The organism is Comamonas sp. HJ-2, from assembly GCF_053615495.1.
Genome location: NZ_JBSIFD010000006.1, coordinates 33,065 through 49,600 on the forward strand (window position 1 = coordinate 33,065; position 16,536 = coordinate 49,600).

General features: G+C 62.5%; 14 protein-coding genes. 8 read left to right on the top strand and 6 right to left on the bottom strand.

What is annotated here, in order from left to right; translation table 11 throughout:
• Position 1: 1 nt before the first annotated feature.
• Both ribBA and ACWGXF_RS07130 read right to left on the bottom strand, forming a co-directional pair.
• Positions 2-1,123 (bottom strand): bifunctional 3,4-dihydroxy-2-butanone-4-phosphate synthase/GTP cyclohydrolase II, encoded by a 1,122-nt coding sequence (gene ribBA, locus ACWGXF_RS07125; RefSeq protein WP_039048770.1) that lies wholly within the window; start codon positions 1,121-1,123, stop codon positions 2-4.
• Between the two features lie 360 nt (positions 1,124-1,483).
• Positions 1,484-1,789, bottom strand: a complete 306-nt coding sequence (locus tag ACWGXF_RS07130) for a 2Fe-2S iron-sulfur cluster-binding protein (protein WP_012839207.1) — start codon at positions 1,787-1,789, stop codon at positions 1,484-1,486.
• Positions 1,790-2,342: 553 nt separating this feature from the next.
• Here ACWGXF_RS07130 and ACWGXF_RS07135 point away from each other — a divergent pair.
• The 3 genes from ACWGXF_RS07135 (at position 2,343) to ACWGXF_RS07145 (ending at position 6,911) form a co-directional block, all read left to right on the top strand.
• On the top strand, positions 2,343-3,254 hold the full coding sequence (locus tag ACWGXF_RS07135) for an SDR family NAD(P)-dependent oxidoreductase (protein ID WP_003063906.1): 912 nt from the start codon (positions 2,343-2,345) through the stop codon (positions 3,252-3,254).
• 317 nt (positions 3,255-3,571) lie between these two features.
• On the top strand, positions 3,572-5,098 hold the full coding sequence (gene gshA, locus ACWGXF_RS07140; RefSeq protein WP_452101812.1) for a glutamate--cysteine ligase: 1,527 nt from the start codon (positions 3,572-3,574) through the stop codon (positions 5,096-5,098).
• A gap of 157 nt (positions 5,099-5,255) precedes the next feature.
• Complete coding sequence (locus ACWGXF_RS07145) at positions 5,256-6,911, top strand: methyl-accepting chemotaxis protein (protein WP_452101813.1); 1,656 nt, start codon at positions 5,256-5,258, stop codon at positions 6,909-6,911.
• 28 nt (positions 6,912-6,939) lie between these two features.
• Here ACWGXF_RS07145 and ACWGXF_RS07150 read toward each other — a convergent pair whose 3' ends face one another.
• The gene (locus ACWGXF_RS07150) at positions 6,940-7,158 is read right to left on the bottom strand and encodes an oxidoreductase-like domain-containing protein (protein WP_039048771.1); all 219 of its coding nucleotides are present in this window, start codon (positions 7,156-7,158) and stop codon (positions 6,940-6,942) included.
• Complete coding sequence (locus ACWGXF_RS07155; protein WP_003063898.1) at positions 7,155-7,379, bottom strand: hypothetical protein; 225 nt, start codon at positions 7,377-7,379, stop codon at positions 7,155-7,157. The genes ACWGXF_RS07150 and ACWGXF_RS07155 overlap by 4 nt, the downstream gene beginning before the upstream one ends.
• A gap of 123 nt (positions 7,380-7,502) precedes the next feature.
• On the opposite strand from ACWGXF_RS07155, the gene ylqF reads away from it, so the two are divergent.
• Both ylqF and ACWGXF_RS07165 read left to right on the top strand, forming a co-directional pair.
• Positions 7,503-8,453, top strand: coding sequence for a ribosome biogenesis GTPase YlqF (ylqF, locus tag ACWGXF_RS07160; protein ID WP_039048772.1), 951 nt, complete (start codon positions 7,503-7,505; stop codon positions 8,451-8,453).
• 156 nt (positions 8,454-8,609) lie between these two features.
• Positions 8,610-10,895, top strand: coding sequence for a putative bifunctional diguanylate cyclase/phosphodiesterase (locus ACWGXF_RS07165; RefSeq protein ID WP_452101814.1), 2,286 nt, complete (start codon positions 8,610-8,612; stop codon positions 10,893-10,895).
• A 64-nt stretch (positions 10,896-10,959) separates the two neighbouring features.
• Here ACWGXF_RS07165 and ACWGXF_RS07170 read toward each other — a convergent pair whose 3' ends face one another.
• Entirely contained in the window at positions 10,960-12,156 is a 1,197-nt protein-coding gene (locus tag ACWGXF_RS07170; protein ID WP_003063893.1) for a M20 aminoacylase family protein, read from the bottom strand.
• Positions 12,157-12,491: 335 nt separating this feature from the next.
• On the opposite strand from ACWGXF_RS07170, the gene ACWGXF_RS07175 reads away from it, so the two are divergent.
• The gene (locus ACWGXF_RS07175; protein ID WP_003063891.1) at positions 12,492-13,511 is read left to right on the top strand and encodes a DHH family phosphoesterase; all 1,020 of its coding nucleotides are present in this window, start codon (positions 12,492-12,494) and stop codon (positions 13,509-13,511) included.
• 54 nt (positions 13,512-13,565) lie between these two features.
• On the opposite strand, the gene ACWGXF_RS07180 is transcribed toward ACWGXF_RS07175, so the two are convergent.
• Entirely contained in the window at positions 13,566-14,333 is a 768-nt protein-coding gene (locus ACWGXF_RS07180) for a pseudouridine synthase (RefSeq protein WP_003063888.1), read from the bottom strand.
• 202 nt (positions 14,334-14,535) lie between these two features.
• On the opposite strand from ACWGXF_RS07180, the gene rarD reads away from it, so the two are divergent.
• Positions 14,536-15,426 (top strand): EamA family transporter RarD, encoded by an 891-nt coding sequence (gene rarD / locus ACWGXF_RS07185; RefSeq protein WP_256631266.1) that lies wholly within the window; start codon positions 14,536-14,538, stop codon positions 15,424-15,426.
• Positions 15,427-15,507: 81 nt separating this feature from the next.
• Positions 15,508-16,503, top strand: a complete 996-nt coding sequence (locus tag ACWGXF_RS07190) for a diaminopimelate dehydrogenase (RefSeq protein ID WP_046461987.1) — start codon at positions 15,508-15,510, stop codon at positions 16,501-16,503.
• The last annotated feature ends 33 nt before the right edge of the window (positions 16,504-16,536 follow it).

Consider the following 16,536-nt stretch of genomic DNA (forward strand, 5'->3'; position numbering starts at 1 on the left):
CTTATTCTTTGGGGATGTAACCCGTGATTTCCAGGCCGTAGCCCGCCATGCTGGGCATGCGGCGGGGCTGGCCCATGAGGTGCATCTTGCTCACGCCCAACTCGCGCAGGATTTGCGCGCCCACGCCATAGGTGCGCAGATCCATGCGGCCACGCTCCGGCGCCTGGGCCGAACGGGCCTTGCCTTCGAACTGGGTCAGCAACTGCTCGCCGGACTCGCTGCAGTTGAGCAGCACGGCCACGCCCTGGCCATTGCCGTTGATGTACTTGAGGCTTTCGTCCAGGCACCAGGAATGCTGGTTGCGGCCGGTTTCGAGCGCATCGAGCACCGATAGCGGCTCGTGCACGCGCACGGGCACGGTGGTGTCGGGCTGCCATTCGCCCTTGACCAGTGCCAGATGCACGGAGCCGCTGGGCACGTCGCGGAAGGCATGGGCGATGAATTCGCCATGTGCCGTCTGCATGGGGCGGCTGCCCACTTTCTGCAGCAGGGATTCGTTGCGGCTGCGGTATTCGATGAGGTCGGCAATCGTGCCGATCTTGATGCCATGCTCGGCGCAGAACAGCTGCAGATCGGGCAGGCGGGCCATGGTGCCGTCGTCCTTCATGATCTCGCAGATCACGGCCGAGGGCGTGCAGCCTGCCAGCGCGGCCAGATCGCAACCAGCCTCGGTATGGCCGGCGCGCATGAGCACGCCGCCGTCCACGGCCTGCAGCGGGAAGACATGGCCGGGCTGCACCAGATCGCTGGGCTGGCTGTTCTTGTTCACGGCCACCTGGATGGTGCGCGCGCGGTCGGCGGCCGAGATGCCGGTGGTCACGCCTTCGGCGGCTTCGATGGAAATGGTGAAGGCCGTGCTGTACACGGTGCCGTTGCGCGCGGCCATGGGCGGCAGCTTGAGGAATTCGCAGCGCTCGCGGGTCAGCGTCAGGCAGATCAGGCCACGGCCGAAGCGGGCCATGAAGTTGATGGCCTCCGCCGTGACATGGTCGGATGCCAGAACCAGATCGCCTTCGTTCTCACGGTCTTCTTCGTCAACGAGAACGACCATGCGGCCGGCACGCATTTCCGCCACGATTTCTTCGACGGGCGAGATGGGCACAGGTTGGAGGGAGCTGTTCATGGAATGCCTTCTTGGACGTGAACTGGATGCGATGCACTGCAGTCGGCGGCTGGCGCATGACACGCACCAGTGAGGCATTGCCGACGCCGCCATGGGCGCAGGCAGGACTTCCAAAGAACGTGTGAGGCGGGAGGCCGCCTGGGCGGAGCCGCTTTCTGCAGGACAAGGCCTTGCGGAAAGCGCTCATTCTATTGCAGAGCGGGCTTTGAGCGCGCAAGCCGACCCTGAAACCATGATGCAGTGCAAGAACCGGATGCAGTTCCAATGCACGGCATCCGGCAAGAGCCGCCCCGCCGCATGGCCCGCCCCTGCAATGATGCCGTCCCCCTTGGGGGGAAGCGGCAAGGCTGCTCAGGGGGCTTACAAATACTCATGATCCTTGAGCACCACATCGCTGTCGGGATAGGCACAGCAGGGCAGCACATAGCCTTCGGCCTGCTCTTCGGTAGTCACACCCGGCCACTCGATGTCGTAGTGCACGCTGCCCGACACCAGTTGCCCCATGCAGGTGCGGCAGGTGCCGTTGCGGCAGGAGCTGGGCCAGTTCACGCCGCCGCTCTCCAGCGAGTCCAGCAGGGACTGGTCGGCCCAGGCGTCGACCTGCTGGCCGCTGGGCTCGCACTTGGCGATGAAGAAGGGAGGGGCAAAAGCAGAGTCGTTGGACATGAGGCGCTGTGGTGATTCTTTGCAAAACCCGTTGTTTTAGCCGGTTTGCCAAGGCCGTGGGCCCGGTGCGGATTGCCTGTTTTTTCAGCGCTGAAAAATGAACCCTTTGAAATCAATGACTTGCCTGACTTATTCATGGGGCGAGTGCAGTTGTTCACAAGGATGTCCAGCGTAGGACGGGATAAGTGGCTGGTTGTCGGATAGGGTCTGATCAAAAAACAGGCAATTTGAAAAATTCCATATAAATCAAGTGCTTGAGCCATTGTTGCAAAAGCTATTCAGGCTTGTCCACAGGCTTGTTGAGAAAAAACTGGGGAAAAGCCCGTCGCTTGTGGATGACTGATTTTTGCTATTGAAAGAAGAGCTTGTAGCGAATACAAATATTGAAATTTGAATAGTTTTAATATTGAAACCAAGTGATTTTTTGCGGTAAATGCTCCCGAATTGATAGCATTCTCCAGACTTACCCGCAGGCAGTCGCAAACGCTACGCTGCGCTGCAGCATGGGCGCTTAAAGTGGCTGCATCAATGCACAAGCAAGGAGCAGCACATCATGGCAATGGATTTTCAAGGTCGTGTGGCCATCGTGACGGGAGCGGGCGGCGGTCTGGGGCGTCTGCATGCGCTGGCCCTGGCCAGGCGCGGTGCCAAGGTGGTGGTCAACGATCTGGGCGGCGCGGTGGACGGCTCGGGCGGTTCGGCCACGGCGGCGCAGCAGGTAGTGGATGAAATCCGCGCGGCGGGCGGCGAGGCGATTGCCAACGCGGCCTCCGTGACCGACTTCGACGCCGTGCAGGCCATGGTCAAGCAGGCCATCACGGCCTGGGGGCGCGTGGACATTCTGGTCAATAACGCCGGCATTCTGCGCGACAAGAGCTTTGCCAAGATGGATATGGCGGACTTCCGCCTGGTCGTCGACGTGCACCTGATGGGCGCGGCCAATTGCTGCAAGGCGGTCTGGCCCTATATGCAGGAGCAGAACTATGGCCGCATCGTGATGACGACCTCGTCCACGGGCCTCTACGGCAATTTCGGCCAGGCGAACTATGGCGCGGCCAAGCTGGCCCAGGTGGGCCTGATGCAGACGCTGGCCATCGAAGGGGCCAAACACAATATCCGGGTCAACGCGCTGGCCCCCACGGCGGCCACACGCATGACGGCGGGTCTGCTGCCCGAGCCGGTGCTGGAAGCCTTGAAGCCGGAGGCCGTGGTGCCTGCCATGCTGGTGCTGGCGCACGAGAGCGCGCCCACGCGCACCATTGTCTGCGCCGGCGCAGGCGGTTTCGAGGCCGCTCATATCACCATGACCGAAGGCGTTTATCTGGGCATGGGTGAGACCGTTCCCGAAGAGTTGGCCGCGCGTCTGGCTGAAGTCACGGCCAGCGAAGGCCAGCAGGTGCCGGCCAGTGGCGCCGTCCAGGGACAGGTGGAAGTGGGCAAGGCCATGAAAGCGCATGGACATTGATCAAGGCCAAGGTCGCTGAATTTTCTGCCCTGCGAGAGCGGCAAGAGCGGCAGGCGATTGCGATTAGCACAGCTGAAAAAAGCCCTCTCGCGAGGGCTTTTTCTGTTTTGGAGTGAGCATGTGCTCATGTTTGGGTTGCTGTTAACCTGACAAATTTCTGGCAGAGGCCCTGGCTCTTGGCGGCTCAACAGGCCGAAAAACGTGGTTAAGCGGCCAGCCGCCATCGCGTTGCGTCTTGTTTCTCTATCATTCGCCGTCTGGGCGCGATTGGGCAGACGAAGTTTGTCGTCAGCGTCTTCACTAAGAAGGTAAGAACAATGAAGACATCGCAGGCCGCCGTGAACATGCCCACCGCCGAAAGGCTGCTGGGCATTCGTCGCGGCATCGAGAAAGAGGGACTGCGGGCATTGGCCACGGGCTCGCTGGCCCTGACGCCGCACCCGGCGGAACTGGGCTCGGCTCTCACGCACCCGCACATCACCACCGATTACAGCGAGTCCCAGCTGGAACTCATCACCGGCGCGCGCCTGGGTGTCGAGGAATGCCTGGACGAGCTGACCGAAGTCCATCAGTTCGTGCTGCGCAACCTCAGCGAAAGCGGCGAGCTGATGTGGAATTCCAGCATGCCCTGTCGCCTGCCCACCGATGAGACGATTCCGCTGGGCCGCTATGGCAGCTCGCACTCGGGCCGTTCCAAGAGTGTGTACCGCATGGGTCTGGGCCACCGCTATGGCCGCCGCATGCAGACCATCTCGGGGATTCATTACAACTGGTCGCTGCCCGGAGTGAGCAGCGACCAGTACTTTGCGCTGATCCGCAACTTTCGCCGCAACGCCTTTGTACTGCTGTATCTGTATGGCGCCTCTCCCGCGCTGTGTCCCTGCTTTGTGGAGGGGCGCGAGCATCGCCTGCAGCCGCTGGGCGACGGCAGGCATGCGCTGTACCTGCCCTATGCCACATCGCTGCGCATGGGGCGCCTGGGCTATCAGAGCGACGCGCAGTCCAGCATCAATGTCAGCTACAACGGACTCGACGGCTATGCGGACTCGCTGCACGAGGCGCTGACCCGTCCCTATCCGGCCTACGAGCAACTGGGCGTGCGCAACCCCGGTGGCGACTACAACCAGCTGGGCACGGGCCTGCTGCAGATCGAGAACGAGTTCTACGGCACCATCCGCCCCAAGCGGACCGTCAAGAGCGGCGAGCGCCCGCTGCACGCGCTGCGCGAGCGCGGTGTGGAATATGTGGAAGTGCGGCTCATGGATATCGATCCCTATGAAACCGTTGGCATTGCGCCGGCCACCATGCGCATGATCGACGTCTTCCTGCTGCACTGCCTGCACAGCGACAGCCCCGACGACACGCCCCAGGAAATTGCCGACCTCAAGCACAACCAGCATCTGGCTGCGGAACAGGGCCGCGAGCCGGGCCTGAAGCTGGTGCGCAACGGCCAGCAGGTGCTGCTGACCGACTGGGCACAGGAAGTGCTCGAGCAATGCCGTCCCTATGCCCAGGCGCTGGATGCTGCTCATGGCACAAGCGACTACAGCGCTGCGCTGGATCAGGCCCTGGCCCACGTGCAGGACGCGCAGTCCACGCCCTCGGCCCATGTGCTCAAGGAGCTCACCAGCGCCTATGACAATCGTTTCATAGACTTCATGACCACGCAGTCCGCCAAGGCGCGCGATGCCTTGCTGGCCATGCCCTGGACGGCCGAGCAGCAGGCGCGCTACGAGCGGATGAGCCAGGAGTCGGTGACCGCGCAGCAAGCCATCGAGGCTGCCGACACCATGACGTTCGAAGAGTGGCGCCAGCGCTATATGGATCCAGCCAGCCTGCTGTAATTCTTGGAATTTGATAGCTGGGAGCGCTTGCAATCTCTGGGTTGCAGGCGCTTTTTTATTGCATTCGGTGCTGCGGCTGTCACGTCACTGTCATCTGTGTTTCATATCGTAACGATCAGCGGAGCACTGCGCTCCGCGCTTGATCGGCGGTGTGCTCATGTTGTTGAAGAAATTCCAGAACCTTTCGGTGGCTCGCAAGATGTGGGCCTTGTTCCTGGGGCTGTTGCTGTGCAATGTGCTGGTGGCAGGCGGCCTGTTCAGCTATCTGCAGAATGTGGAGCAGCGGGTCAGCGCCGCTGTTCAGGCCACGGACAAGCGCATCAATCTTGCGCTGCGCTGGCAGGCGCTGACGCTGCAGAGCGTGGAGGCTGCGCTGGCCAGCGTGCTCTCTTCGGAAGAGCATCTGATTGCTCAGCTCTCGCAGAAAGCTCGCGGGCTGATGCAACAGGCCGGTGGTCTGCAGCAACAGGTGCAGGCCGATGCTCAGAGCGAAGTCGATCGAAGCGGCCTGGCCAGGGTGGAGCAGGAACGCAAGGCAGTGCTCGATATCTACGAGCAGGCCTATCAGGCGCGTGATCTGGGCAAGGCCTGGGAGGCGCAGAAGCTGGTGGACGAACAACTGATTCCCGCCTCCAGGCGCTATGTTCAGGCGCAGGATGCCTTTATCGAGGCTCAGCAGCAGCAGCGTCTGGACGCCGAGCAGCATGGGCGCGAGCAAACCGCCATCGCCAAGCGCATGGCCATGGGTGTGGGCCTGTTCATGGGCCTGGTGGGGGCGTTGCTGTCGTTGACGACGATTCGCTCCATCACCACGCCCTTGAGCGAGGCGGTGCAGCTGGCGCAGACCATTGCGGCGGGCGATCTCAGCTATGCACCGCCGGCGGCGGAGCGCGGCGACGAGCTGGGTCGGCTCATGCAGTCGCTGGCGCTGATGACTAGGCAGTTGCGCGGCCTGGTAGGCGAGGTTCAGGGTGGTGTGGAGGCAGTGGCTGCCGCATCCAGCCAGATGGCGCAGGACAACAGCGATCTCTCCGATCGCACGGCCCATGCTGCAGAGCAACTCAAGGCCACGGTCAGCAGCATAGAAAACATGGTCACCCTGGTCACCCATTCGGCCGACAGTGCGCGCCATGCCGACCAGAGCGCGCGCAGCGCCGCCGAGGCGGCGGCCAGCGGAGGCAGCGTGGTGCAGGAGGTGGTTCGCAATATGGAGCACATGGCGCAAAGCAGCCAGCAGGTGGCTGCCATTGTGGGGGTGATTGACGGCATTGCCTTCCAGACCAATATCCTGGCGCTGAATGCCGCCGTGGAAGCGGCGCGGGCAGGCACTCAGGGCCGTGGCTTTGCCGTGGTGGCGGCCGAGGTACGCGAGCTGGCCCAGCGCAGTGCCGAAGCGGCCAAGCAGATCCGCCAGCTCATGGAGCACTCCACCAAACAGATGAAGTCGGGACAGACATTGGCGCTGCAGGCCGGCCAGCGCATGGAACATATCGTGCGCGATGTGCGCACGGTCAGCGGTCTGATCGCCTCGATCACCGAGGCTGCCCAGGCCCAGAACCAGGGTATCGCCCAGATCAGCGAGGCGGTGCAGGCACTGGACCATATGACCAGCCAGAACGCGGGTCTGGTGGCCGAATCCAGTGCAGCAGCGCGCGAGCTATTCCATCAGGCGCAAAGGCTGGAGGCAGGGGCGGGGCGCTTCCGTATCGACTATCAAGCGCTGGATAACGAGATCGCCGATATCGAGGTGGATATCATGGGAAGAGAAGTCCATGTGCCTCGCCTGGCTGCGCTGGAAGCCGAAATGGCCTGAGTCCCGAGTAGCGGGTTTCGGGTCTCGGTCAGGCCTCGGTCATGGCTTGGGCCGCATCCTCCAGCCAGAAAGTCAGCGCGCCGTAATAACCTTCCCAGACGCAGCCGTTGCAGCCGCGCCCGCAGCAACTCGCGGGCTCGGGCGGCGGCTGGCGCAGCGTCACCGCCGCTGCTGCGGCGCGCTGCTGCCATAGCGCAATCTGGCTGCGCGCCTGTGTCAGCGGCTGCAGCAGGGCTGTGTCGCTCATTTCTTGAAGCGAACCCAGAGAAACTGGGCGATGAAGGCCAGACCCAGCACCAGAGCAAACCAGCCCACGATATGGGACTGGGCAAACAGCTGGGCAATACCGCTTTCAGGCTTGAACACAGGGGCCAGCAAGATGATGATGCCGATCAGTGCAATCGTCAGGCCCTTGATCAGAATTTCGTTGCGGGCTTTGGACTTTTGGGGGGCGGAGGGCAAGGGCATAAGCGAGCTGGCAGGTCAGAAAAGCAGAGGGAGATTATCCTTGCGCGCCTGAATTCACTGACATAAAAGGGTGTTTGCGCCCATTGCGTGCTCGCACCCTGCAAAAAAGAAAGATCTCCGCTTATGGCCATCCAATGGTTTCCCGGTCACATGCATCTGACGCGTCAGGCCATCACGGAGCGCGTCAAGGAAATCGATGTGGTCATCGAGGTTCTGGATGCGCGCTTGCCCGGCTCCAGCGCCAACCCCTTGCTGCAGGAGATGACAGGCCACAAGCCGCGCCTGAAGATACTCAACAAGCAGGATATGGCCGATCCGGTCCAGACCAGGGCCTGGATGGACTGGTACAACGCCCAGAGCGAGACGCGCGCCATTGCGCTGGACGCCTCGGAACCTGCTCCCACCAAGCGTCTGATCGAGCAGTGCAAGCTGCTGGCGCCCTCGCGTGGTGGTCTGGCCAAGCCCATGCGCGTGCTGATCTGCGGCGTGCCCAATGTGGGCAAGTCCACGCTGATCAACTCCATGAGCGGCAAGACCCAGGCCAAGACCGGTAACGAGGCCGGTGTGACCAAGCTGGAGCAGCGCATCGTGCTGGCCGACGACTTCTACCTCTGGGACACGCCCGGCATGCTGTGGCCGCGCATCATCGTGGAGAAAAGCGGCTACAACCTGGCGGCCAGCGGCGCCGTGGGACGCAATGCCTACGACGAAGACCTGGTGGCGCTGGAGCTGCTTTTGTATCTGCAAAAGCACTATGCCTCCATGCTGGAGGCGCGCTACAAGCTAGGCATTTCGGCCGATGAAATTGCGGCGTTGCACGACGACGAGTTGCTGACAATGATCGGCAAAAAGCGTGGCGCCGTGATGAGCGGCGGCCGCGTGAACCTGCAAAAGGCGGCCGAGCTGGTGCTGACCGACTTCCGTGATGTGAGCATTGGCCGCATCACGCTGGAGACTCCGGCCGAATTCGAGGTCTGGCTTGCCGAGGGCCAGCAAAAAGATGCGGAGCGCCAGGCCAGGAAAGATGCGCAGACCAAGGCACGCCGAAGCGCGCGGCGGCAGCAGCAGCGTTAGGCTGCAGGCGACAAGCCCGATGCGGCCAGGGCTTGCATGCACTCAAGCCGGGCAGGCCGCGCGTCTGGGCTTTCAAGACCTGGCTCGCCGGACGATTGAACTAATTGGCAACTGCCCCTAGCATTCATCATTCAGTCTGAATGCCAAAGGGCTTGCATGCAGCGTCACTTCGTTGAGGCCAGATACCGGTTGCCCATGCGCCGCATGGTGTGGCTGGGCTGTCTCTGGATGTGGGTCCTGGGCGCTGCAATGAGTCTGGTCTGGTTGCTGATGCCGGCGATGGACGACATGGATCTGGCGCTGTCCGGCGGCGTCATGCTGCTGTCGCTGTTGTGCATGGGCCTGGCCAAGGCCAGGCAGTGGGTCTGGGCCGTGTCCTGCTTTGTCTGGGGCAACTGGCTGTTGAGCTTGCTCTGGGTTTGGCACATGGGAGGGCTTTATGGGCCGGCCGTGATGGCATTTCCTGCCTGGCTGGCTGTTGCGCTCTGGGTGCAGGGCACGCGTGCCGCCCTGACGATGCTGGGGCTGTCCTCCATCGTCGTTGCCGCTCTATGGTGGCTGGCGCCACATATCGGCACGCCATTTGCAGCTCTATCGGCAGCCGAGCATCTGCTGGCGATGGTTCATTTGCTGGGCATGATGATGCTGGTGCTCATCATTTGCTTGCAGGCAAGAGCCAGCCTGGGGCGGCGCGTGCAGAAAAGCCAGGAGATGCTGGCCGCACTGGAGGCCAGCCAGAACGAGCTGCGCAAGTTCTATCGGGCGGTCGAGCAGAACCCCGAGAGTATCGTCATCACCGATCCCGAGCTGAAGGTCATCTATGTCAACGAGGCCTTTCTGCTGCGCTCGGGCTATGCGCGCGAGCAGGTGATCGGCCAGTCTACCGAGCTGGTATCCACCATGGGCATGGACCGCAGTCACCGCCAGCGCGCGCTCAAGCAACTGGCCAAGGGCACGCTATGGCGTGGCGAGATGACCAATCGCACGAGCAAGGGTGAGGCCTTGCGGGAGTCGGTGCTGGTGACGCCGATTCGCACGCCTCAGGGAGAGGTCGTCAATTATGTGGAGCTCAAGCGCGATCTCTCCGAGCGCGTTCTGGCCGAGCGCCGTATCCACGACCTGGTCTACCTGGACTCGCTCACAGGGCTGCCCAACCGCCATTCGCTGACCTTGCATCTGCGCGAGCTGGCCCTGGTTCGGCAGGATGCCAGCCATGGCTTGCTGCTGCTGGATGTAGATCGCTTTTCCGTCTTCAACGATGTGCATGGCATGCAGCACAGCGACGAGCTGGTGCAGGCCATGGGGGCCAGGCTGGTCGAGGTTCTGCCTGACGATGCCTGGATTGCGCGTGTTGCGGCTGCGGAGTTTGCTATTGTTTTTGATGGCCTGCACAAGCAGGCCGAAGGTGTGGAGGAGCAACTGCTGCTGTATGCGCAGACCTTGAAGAAGGCCTTGCAAAAGCCGTTTTCTCTCAACAGCTGGGTGGAAACCGAGTTTGTCAGCTGCTGCATTGGCGGTGCCGTGCTGGAGCCGGCCATCAAAGGCGGCAACAGCCATGACGTGCTGCGCTTTGCCAGCGTGGCCTTGCATGAGGCCAAGCTGGGCGGTCCGGGCAGCGTGGTGCTGTTCGAGCCGCGCATGGCCCAGGATGTATATCGGCGCGTGCGCATTGCCCGGGATTTGTACCACGGCATCTCCGACGGGGAGTTGCGTCTGTATCTGCAGAGCCAGACCGATGCGCGCGGTCGCTGCGTGGGTGCCGAGGCGCTGGTACGCTGGCAGCATCCCGAATGGGGGCTGGTAAGCCCGGGAGAGTTCATTCCGGTGGCCGAAGAGTCCGAGCTCATCGTGCGTCTGGGCGACTGGGTGCTGCGTCAGGCTTGCATGCTGCTGGCCAGGCCGGTCATGGCAGAGCGTGGACTGCGTCTGTCGGTCAACGTCAGCGCTCAGCAATTTGCGCATGACGACTTCATGGCGACGCTGGACAAGGTCTTGAGGGAAACCGGTGCCAATGCGCGCCAGCTGACACTGGAGATCACCGAAGGCACCTTGCTGCGGGATCTGGATCAGGCACGTCGGCGCATGCTGGCACTGCGTGGCCTGGGCATAGAGATTTCTCTCGATGACTTCGGGACCGGCTATTCCAGTATGTACAGCCTGCAGCACCTGCCGATTCAGGAGCTCAAGATCGACAGAAGCTTTGTCAGCGGCAGCCATCGCTCCGAAAAAGATGCAGCTCTGGTGGAGGCGATGTTGCTGGTGGCGCGCCGCTTGCAACTGCGCGTGGTGGCCGAAGGTGTGGAACTGTCCGAGCAGGCGCTGCAGTTGACGCAGTGGAACCCGGACATCGTGCTTCAGGGCATGCTGCTCGGCATGCCCATGCCGCAGCAGCGTTGGCTGGTCGAGGTGTTGGGCGAGCCCGATGCCGCTGCCAAGATATAAAAAAGCCCACAACCATTGCTGGTTGAGGGCTATCAGCTATGAATAGCGTAGTTCTTGGCTGTCGTCAGGCGGCCGGCTGCTCAAAATAGCGACGTGCCAGCAGATCCCAGAATCTGGAGCCGCGACCGATGTTGTCATCGTTGAAGTCGTAGGCCGGATTGTGCAGGCTCACGCCGGGCTGGTCGCCCTTGGCATTGCCAATCCAGCCATAGGCGCCGGGGACGGCCTCCAGCATGAAGCCGAAGTCTTCGGAGGTCATGGCGGGCAGCACATCGTCAAAGGCGTTGTCGTCACCGACCACTTCACGCATCACGGCGGCCATGAACTTGGCTTCGCGGGCGTGGTTGGTGGTGTTGGGGTAGGCGCCGGGGCGCAGCGTGAACTCGGCCGTGCACAGATGGGCGGCTGCCACGTGGCTGCTGATGCGTTTGAGGCCTTCGACAAACATCTCGCGCGTTTCCTTCTTCAGGGTGCGCACGGTGCCGGCGATGATGGCGTCATCGGGAATGATGTTCTCCACGGTGCCGCTGGTGATCTTGCCGACGGTGAGCACGGCCGAGTCCAGCGGATCGGTGCTGCGCGAGACCAGGGTCTGCAACTGGCTGACGATGGCGCAGGCCACGGGAATCGGGTCCAGCGTGGTGTGGGGCATGGCCGCATGGCCACCCTTGCCGTGGACCCTGATCTGAAAGCGCAGGGTGGAGGCCATGATGGGGCCAACGCGCACGGCCATCTGGCCGGCCGGCAGCGATGGCCAGTTGTGCAGCGCAAACACGGCTTCGCAGGGGAATTTCTCGAACAGGCCGTCATCCATCATGGCCTTGGCGCCAGCGCCTCCTTCTTCGGCTGGCTGGAAGATCAGGTGCACCGTGCCGTCAAAGTCGGGTTGCTGAGCCAGGGTGGTGGCAGCGCCCAGCAGCATGGTGGTGTGGCCGTCGTGGCCGCAGGCATGCATGCGGCCCTTGTTCTGGCTGATGTGCCCGAAGGTGTTGATTTCCGTGACGGGCAGGGCATCCATGTCGGCGCGGATGCCGATGCTGCGGCCGGGGTTGTCCTTGCTGCGGCCCTTGCCGTAGATGCTGGCGACGATGCCAGTCTGGCCCAGGCCACGATGCACGGTCAGGCCCAGGGCCGTGAGGTATGCGGCGACCTTGTCGCCGGTGCGGTGCTCTTCGTATTTGAGCTCAGGATTGGCGTGCAGGTCGCGGCGAAAACTGAGCAGCGTACCGAGGTGAGGAGTGATATCGGGTGTAGATCGCATACAGGGGCCGCGGAGCACCCAGCGCTGTAACTGTCGTGGCAGGCAAGCGTTGCGGGCCTGCCGGTGACCGCAGCATTTCAATAGCAAGACCCCCATCATAGGCGTATGCGAAGAGTGGGGGCTTAGGTAGATACCGAAATCAGGGATTTCAGCGCTTGTGCTAACCGAGGAAAAAGCAAGCGGTGACTTACCAGGCGTGAAGCCTCTTGTGGGTAGCCGGATGAGCCCTGCCGGTCGTGTCTGGCAGGGCGAAGCACCCGACGAAGCAGTCAGCCGTGAACCCGCAATGTCCGTGCGTCGCCTCGTTCCGGCGCAAACGGCGAAAATGCCCGGTTATGACCGCACAGAACGCCAAAATTTCCCTGTTCCAGCAGTTGCTGGTACGCCCCGATCGCAACGATCCCAAGCCCCTCATCCTCTACCATGGCCGTCGCTGCCCCGACGGCTTTGGCGCGGCGCTGGCGGCCTGGCTGTTCTATGAAGGCCAGGCCGAGTTTCGCGGTCTGGATCACGGCGAGATTCAGACGGCCGACGACCTGGGCGATCTGGCCGGTCGCGCCGTCTATGTGCTGGACTTTGCCTTCGAGCCCACGTTGATGGCCGAGATCGAGTCGCGCGTGGCCAAGCTCGTGGTGCTGGATCATCACAAGAGTGCGGCCGAGAAACTCAGCGGCTACCAATGCCAATGCGGCGTGGTGCATTTCGATATGAGCAAGTCCGGCGCGCGTCTGGCCTGGGAGTTTTTCCAGGCCGACAAGCCAGTGCCTGGTCTGATTCGCTACATCGAGGACCGCGATATCTGGAAATGGGAATTCCCCGAAAGTGCGGCGTTTCTCGCGGCTCTGGACATGGAGCCCGTGCGCAGCTTTGAGCGCTGGGCCGAGATTGCGGCCTTCACGCCCGAGCAGGAAACCGTCTACATGGCCCGTGGCGGCGCCATGGACGAGAAATTCCAGAAGCTTTGTGCCGATATTGCCGACGGCGCCCAGGTGCTGGTCTTCAACGGCAGGCAGGGCCTTATGGTCAACTGCCCGGGCATGTTCCACAGCCAGGTGGGCGATTTGCTGGCGCGCCAGAGCGGCAGCTTTGCCCTGATGTGGCATGCCAATCACAAGGGCACCAAGGTGGGCCTGCGCTCGCGCTCGGAGTTCAACTGCATTCCTCTGGCGGAAAGCTTTGGCGGCGGCGGCCATGCCCAGGCCTGTGGCTTCAAGATGGGCAACGAGCGTCTGGTGGAGTTGCTGCAGGGTGAGCTCAAGGCCGAACCCGAAGCACAATACGAGTTTGCGGCTGCACCGGGCCTGCAGTTCGATGAAGAGGGCAAGTGGATTCGCGCAACGCCCAAGTCTGCGTAGTTGCAGAAAATCATAGCTGCCAACGCTTGAAATACAAGCGCTGACAGCTGTTTCTTATGCTATGGATTGCCAGCCCGGCAGCGCCAGCAGCTTTTGCCAGTCCCTCGCTTCCTGCAGCTGAGTCAGGCTGGACCAGTCGGCCTCGAAGCGCATGAGCTGCCCGCTCACGGGGTGGGCAATCTCCAGTGCCCTGGCATGCAGCCATAGCCGCTGTTGACCCAGGCGTTCGGCCCACCAGCGATTCAGCGGCCCCTTGCCATGGGTGGCGTCGCCGATGATGGGGTGGGCCACATGCTTGAGATGGCGGCGTATCTGGTGTCTGCGGCCCGTGGTCGGCAGGGCTTCGACCAGGCTGATGCGGGTTTCGGGATGTCGGCCGTCATAGCTTTCGGGCCAGGACAGGCGCGCCAGACAGCGCAAGTGCGTGTGCGCGTCCTGCACCGGTGCATCCTCGGGTGCATCGTCGGGCTTGAGGGGATGATCGACTTCCAACGTTTCGGGCAGCCAGCCGCGCACCAGGGCCCGATATTCCTTGCGGGTTTCATGGGCTGCAAAGCTGGCAGCCAGAGCCTGGGCCGCTTGCTTGTGCAGTGCCATGAGCAGCACGCCGCAAGTTCCCTTGTCCAGCCGGTGCACGGGCCAGACATGGTGGCCCAGTTGGTCGCGCAGCGTCTGCATGACAAAGCGGGTCTCGTGAGCATCCAGGCCCGTGCGATGCACCAGCCAGCCGGCGGGTTTGTAGACCACGACCATATGCTCGTCCTGCCAGAGTATGTGCAAAGGCGGATTGGCAGAGCCGTCGGGCAGGGCGGTATCGGGCATGTGGAAGGCAGACAGAAGAGGGCGAGCCGCACTCTAGCGCACAGTGCAAAGCTTTGCTGACCAGGGTCTGCCTGCCGACAGGCCGCTTCGTGGCCGAGAATCGGTGCGGGCCGCTCGACATCGGCTCATTTTTTTGAAGTAGCTGCCAGCGCTTGACGGATCAATGCTGGCCGCCATTTGGAGGCTTGATCTTGTGTCTGTGATGTTCAAGGGGGTGGTGGTTTCGGTCCTGGCGTCCGTGCTGTTCGCCTCGCTGTATTACCTCTCGCCTTTTCTTGCCCCGCTCGATGGCGAGCAGATCTTTGGCTGGCGCGTGCTGGTGACGTTGCCCTTTACCACTGCCCTGCTGTTCGCTCTCAAGGAGGTGGCGGCGGTACGCGACTTGCTGGCGAGAGCTCTGGCCCAGCCCCGGTTTGGAATGCTGCTGGTGCTGAGCTCGGCGCTGCTGGGCGTGCAGCTATGGATTTTCATGTGGGCACCCATGAACGGGCGTGCGTTGCCAGTGTCGCTGGGCTATTTTCTGCTGCCGCTGGTGATGGTCGTGGCCGGGCGTGTGCTGTTTGCCGAGCGTCTGACGCTGGGCCAGAGCCTGGCTGCGCTCCTGGCGGCTGCGGGCGTGGCACATGAGTTCTGGCAGGCCGGCGGCATGTCCTGGGAGACCTGGGTGGTGGCGCTGGGCTACACGGTGTATTTCTCGCTGCGCCGCTGGCTGCAGACCGATACCCTGGCCGGTCACTGGATAGACATGGCGCTGCTGGTTCCGGTGGCCATTGCCTTCACGCTGCGCACGCCCGACAGTTGGCCGCTGGTCGCGGGTCATCCGACGTTATGGGGCCTGCTGCCCTTGCTGGGCATCGTCAGCGCCGTGGCGCTGGCGCTGTACATGATTGCCAGTCGCTGGCTGCCGCTGGGTCTGTTCGGTCTGCTGTCCTACGTGGAGCCGGCCCTGCTGGTCGTTGTGGCCTGGCTGCTGGGCGAGAGCATGGAGCCGCAGCAGCAACTGAGCTATGCGCTGATCTTCGCCGCCGTGGGCCTGCTGATCGGCGATGGCTTGCGGCATTCATGGCGTGGGCGTTCACACACATCGGACTGAGATTGCAGCAGTTCCAGCCCCAAGTTGGTGCATCACAGGGCAATAATGGAAGTTTTGTTTTGTTTGAAGGAATAGCTCGTCATGGCATCGACCCCATCCCCTATCCGCGTTGCTATCGTCGGTTACGGCAATCTGGGCCGCGGCGTGGAAGCTGCTGTCGCCAAGAACCCCGATATGCAGCTCAAGGGGATTTACACCCGTCGCGACCCTTCCCAGCTCCAGCCCCTGAATGCAGGTACGCCTGTGCATTCCATGGATGTTTTGCTGTCGCACAAAGGTCAGGTCGATGTGCTGATTCTCTGCGGCGGCTCCAAGGACGATTTGCCCAGGCAGGCGCCCGAGCTGGCGGCCCATTTCAATCTGGTCGACAGCTTTGACACCCATGCCCGCATCCCCGAACACTTTGCCAATGTGGACAAGGCCGCTCAGGGGGGGCAGTGCACGGCCCTGATCTCGGCCGGCTGGGACCCCGGCATGTTCTCCATCAACCGCGTGCTGGGTGAAGCCCTGCTGCCTGACGGCGCTACCTACACCTTCTGGGGCAAGGGCCTGAGCCAGGGCCATTCCGACGCCATCCGCCGCGTGGAAGGTGTGGCCGGCGGCGTGCAGTACACCATTCCTGTGGAAGAGGCCGTCAACAAGGTGCGTTCCGGCGTGCGCCCCGAGCTGTCCACCCGCGAGAAGCACCAGCGTGAATGCCATGTGGTGCTCAAGGATGGCGCCGACGCCGAAGCCGTGCGCAAGACCATTGTGGAAATGCCTCACTACTTCGACCAGTACGACACCACGGTCCACTTCATCAGTGCCGAAGAGCTGGCTCGCGATCACTCTTCCATGCCCCATGGCGGCTTTGTGATCCGCAGCGGCAACACCAGTGCCGAAAACAAGCAGGTCATCGAATACCGCCTGCAACTGGACAGCAACCCCGAGTTCACCTCCAGTGTGCTTGTGGCCTATGCCCGCGCCGTGCATCGCCTGGCCCAGGCTGGCCAACATGGCTGCAAGACCGTATTTGACGTGGCCCCTGGCCTGCTGTCGCCCAAGAGCGCCGCACAACTGCGTGCCGAGCTGCTGTAAATCAGCCGCCGCGATCAGCAAAAAGCCTCGCAG

Coding starts and splice junctions, on each gene's coding strand:
- ACWGXF_RS07130 (WP_012839207.1), bottom strand. CDS start 1,789: ATGTCCAACGACTCTGCTTTTGCCCCTCCCTTCTTCATCGCCAAGTGC.
- ACWGXF_RS07175 (WP_003063891.1), top strand. CDS start 12,492: ATGACCGCACAGAACGCCAAAATTTCCCTGTTCCAGCAGTTGCTGGTA.
- ACWGXF_RS07190 (WP_046461987.1), top strand. CDS start 15,508: ATGGCATCGACCCCATCCCCTATCCGCGTTGCTATCGTCGGTTACGGC.
- ACWGXF_RS07170 (WP_003063893.1), bottom strand. CDS start 12,156: ATGCGATCTACACCCGATATCACTCCTCACCTCGGTACGCTGCTCAGT.
- ribBA (WP_039048770.1), bottom strand. CDS start 1,123: ATGAACAGCTCCCTCCAACCTGTGCCCATCTCGCCCGTCGAAGAAATC.
- ACWGXF_RS07150 (WP_039048771.1), bottom strand. CDS start 7,158: ATGAGCGACACAGCCCTGCTGCAGCCGCTGACACAGGCGCGCAGCCAG.
- ylqF (WP_039048772.1), top strand. CDS start 7,503: ATGGCCATCCAATGGTTTCCCGGTCACATGCATCTGACGCGTCAGGCC.
- ACWGXF_RS07145 (WP_452101813.1), top strand. CDS start 5,256: ATGTTGTTGAAGAAATTCCAGAACCTTTCGGTGGCTCGCAAGATGTGG.
- ACWGXF_RS07180 (WP_003063888.1), bottom strand. CDS start 14,333: ATGCCCGATACCGCCCTGCCCGACGGCTCTGCCAATCCGCCTTTGCAC.
- ACWGXF_RS07165 (WP_452101814.1), top strand. CDS start 8,610: ATGCAGCGTCACTTCGTTGAGGCCAGATACCGGTTGCCCATGCGCCGC.
- rarD (WP_256631266.1), top strand. CDS start 14,536: ATGTTCAAGGGGGTGGTGGTTTCGGTCCTGGCGTCCGTGCTGTTCGCC.
- ACWGXF_RS07135 (WP_003063906.1), top strand. CDS start 2,343: ATGGCAATGGATTTTCAAGGTCGTGTGGCCATCGTGACGGGAGCGGGC.
- gshA (WP_452101812.1), top strand. CDS start 3,572: ATGAAGACATCGCAGGCCGCCGTGAACATGCCCACCGCCGAAAGGCTG.
- ACWGXF_RS07155 (WP_003063898.1), bottom strand. CDS start 7,379: ATGCCCTTGCCCTCCGCCCCCCAAAAGTCCAAAGCCCGCAACGAAATT.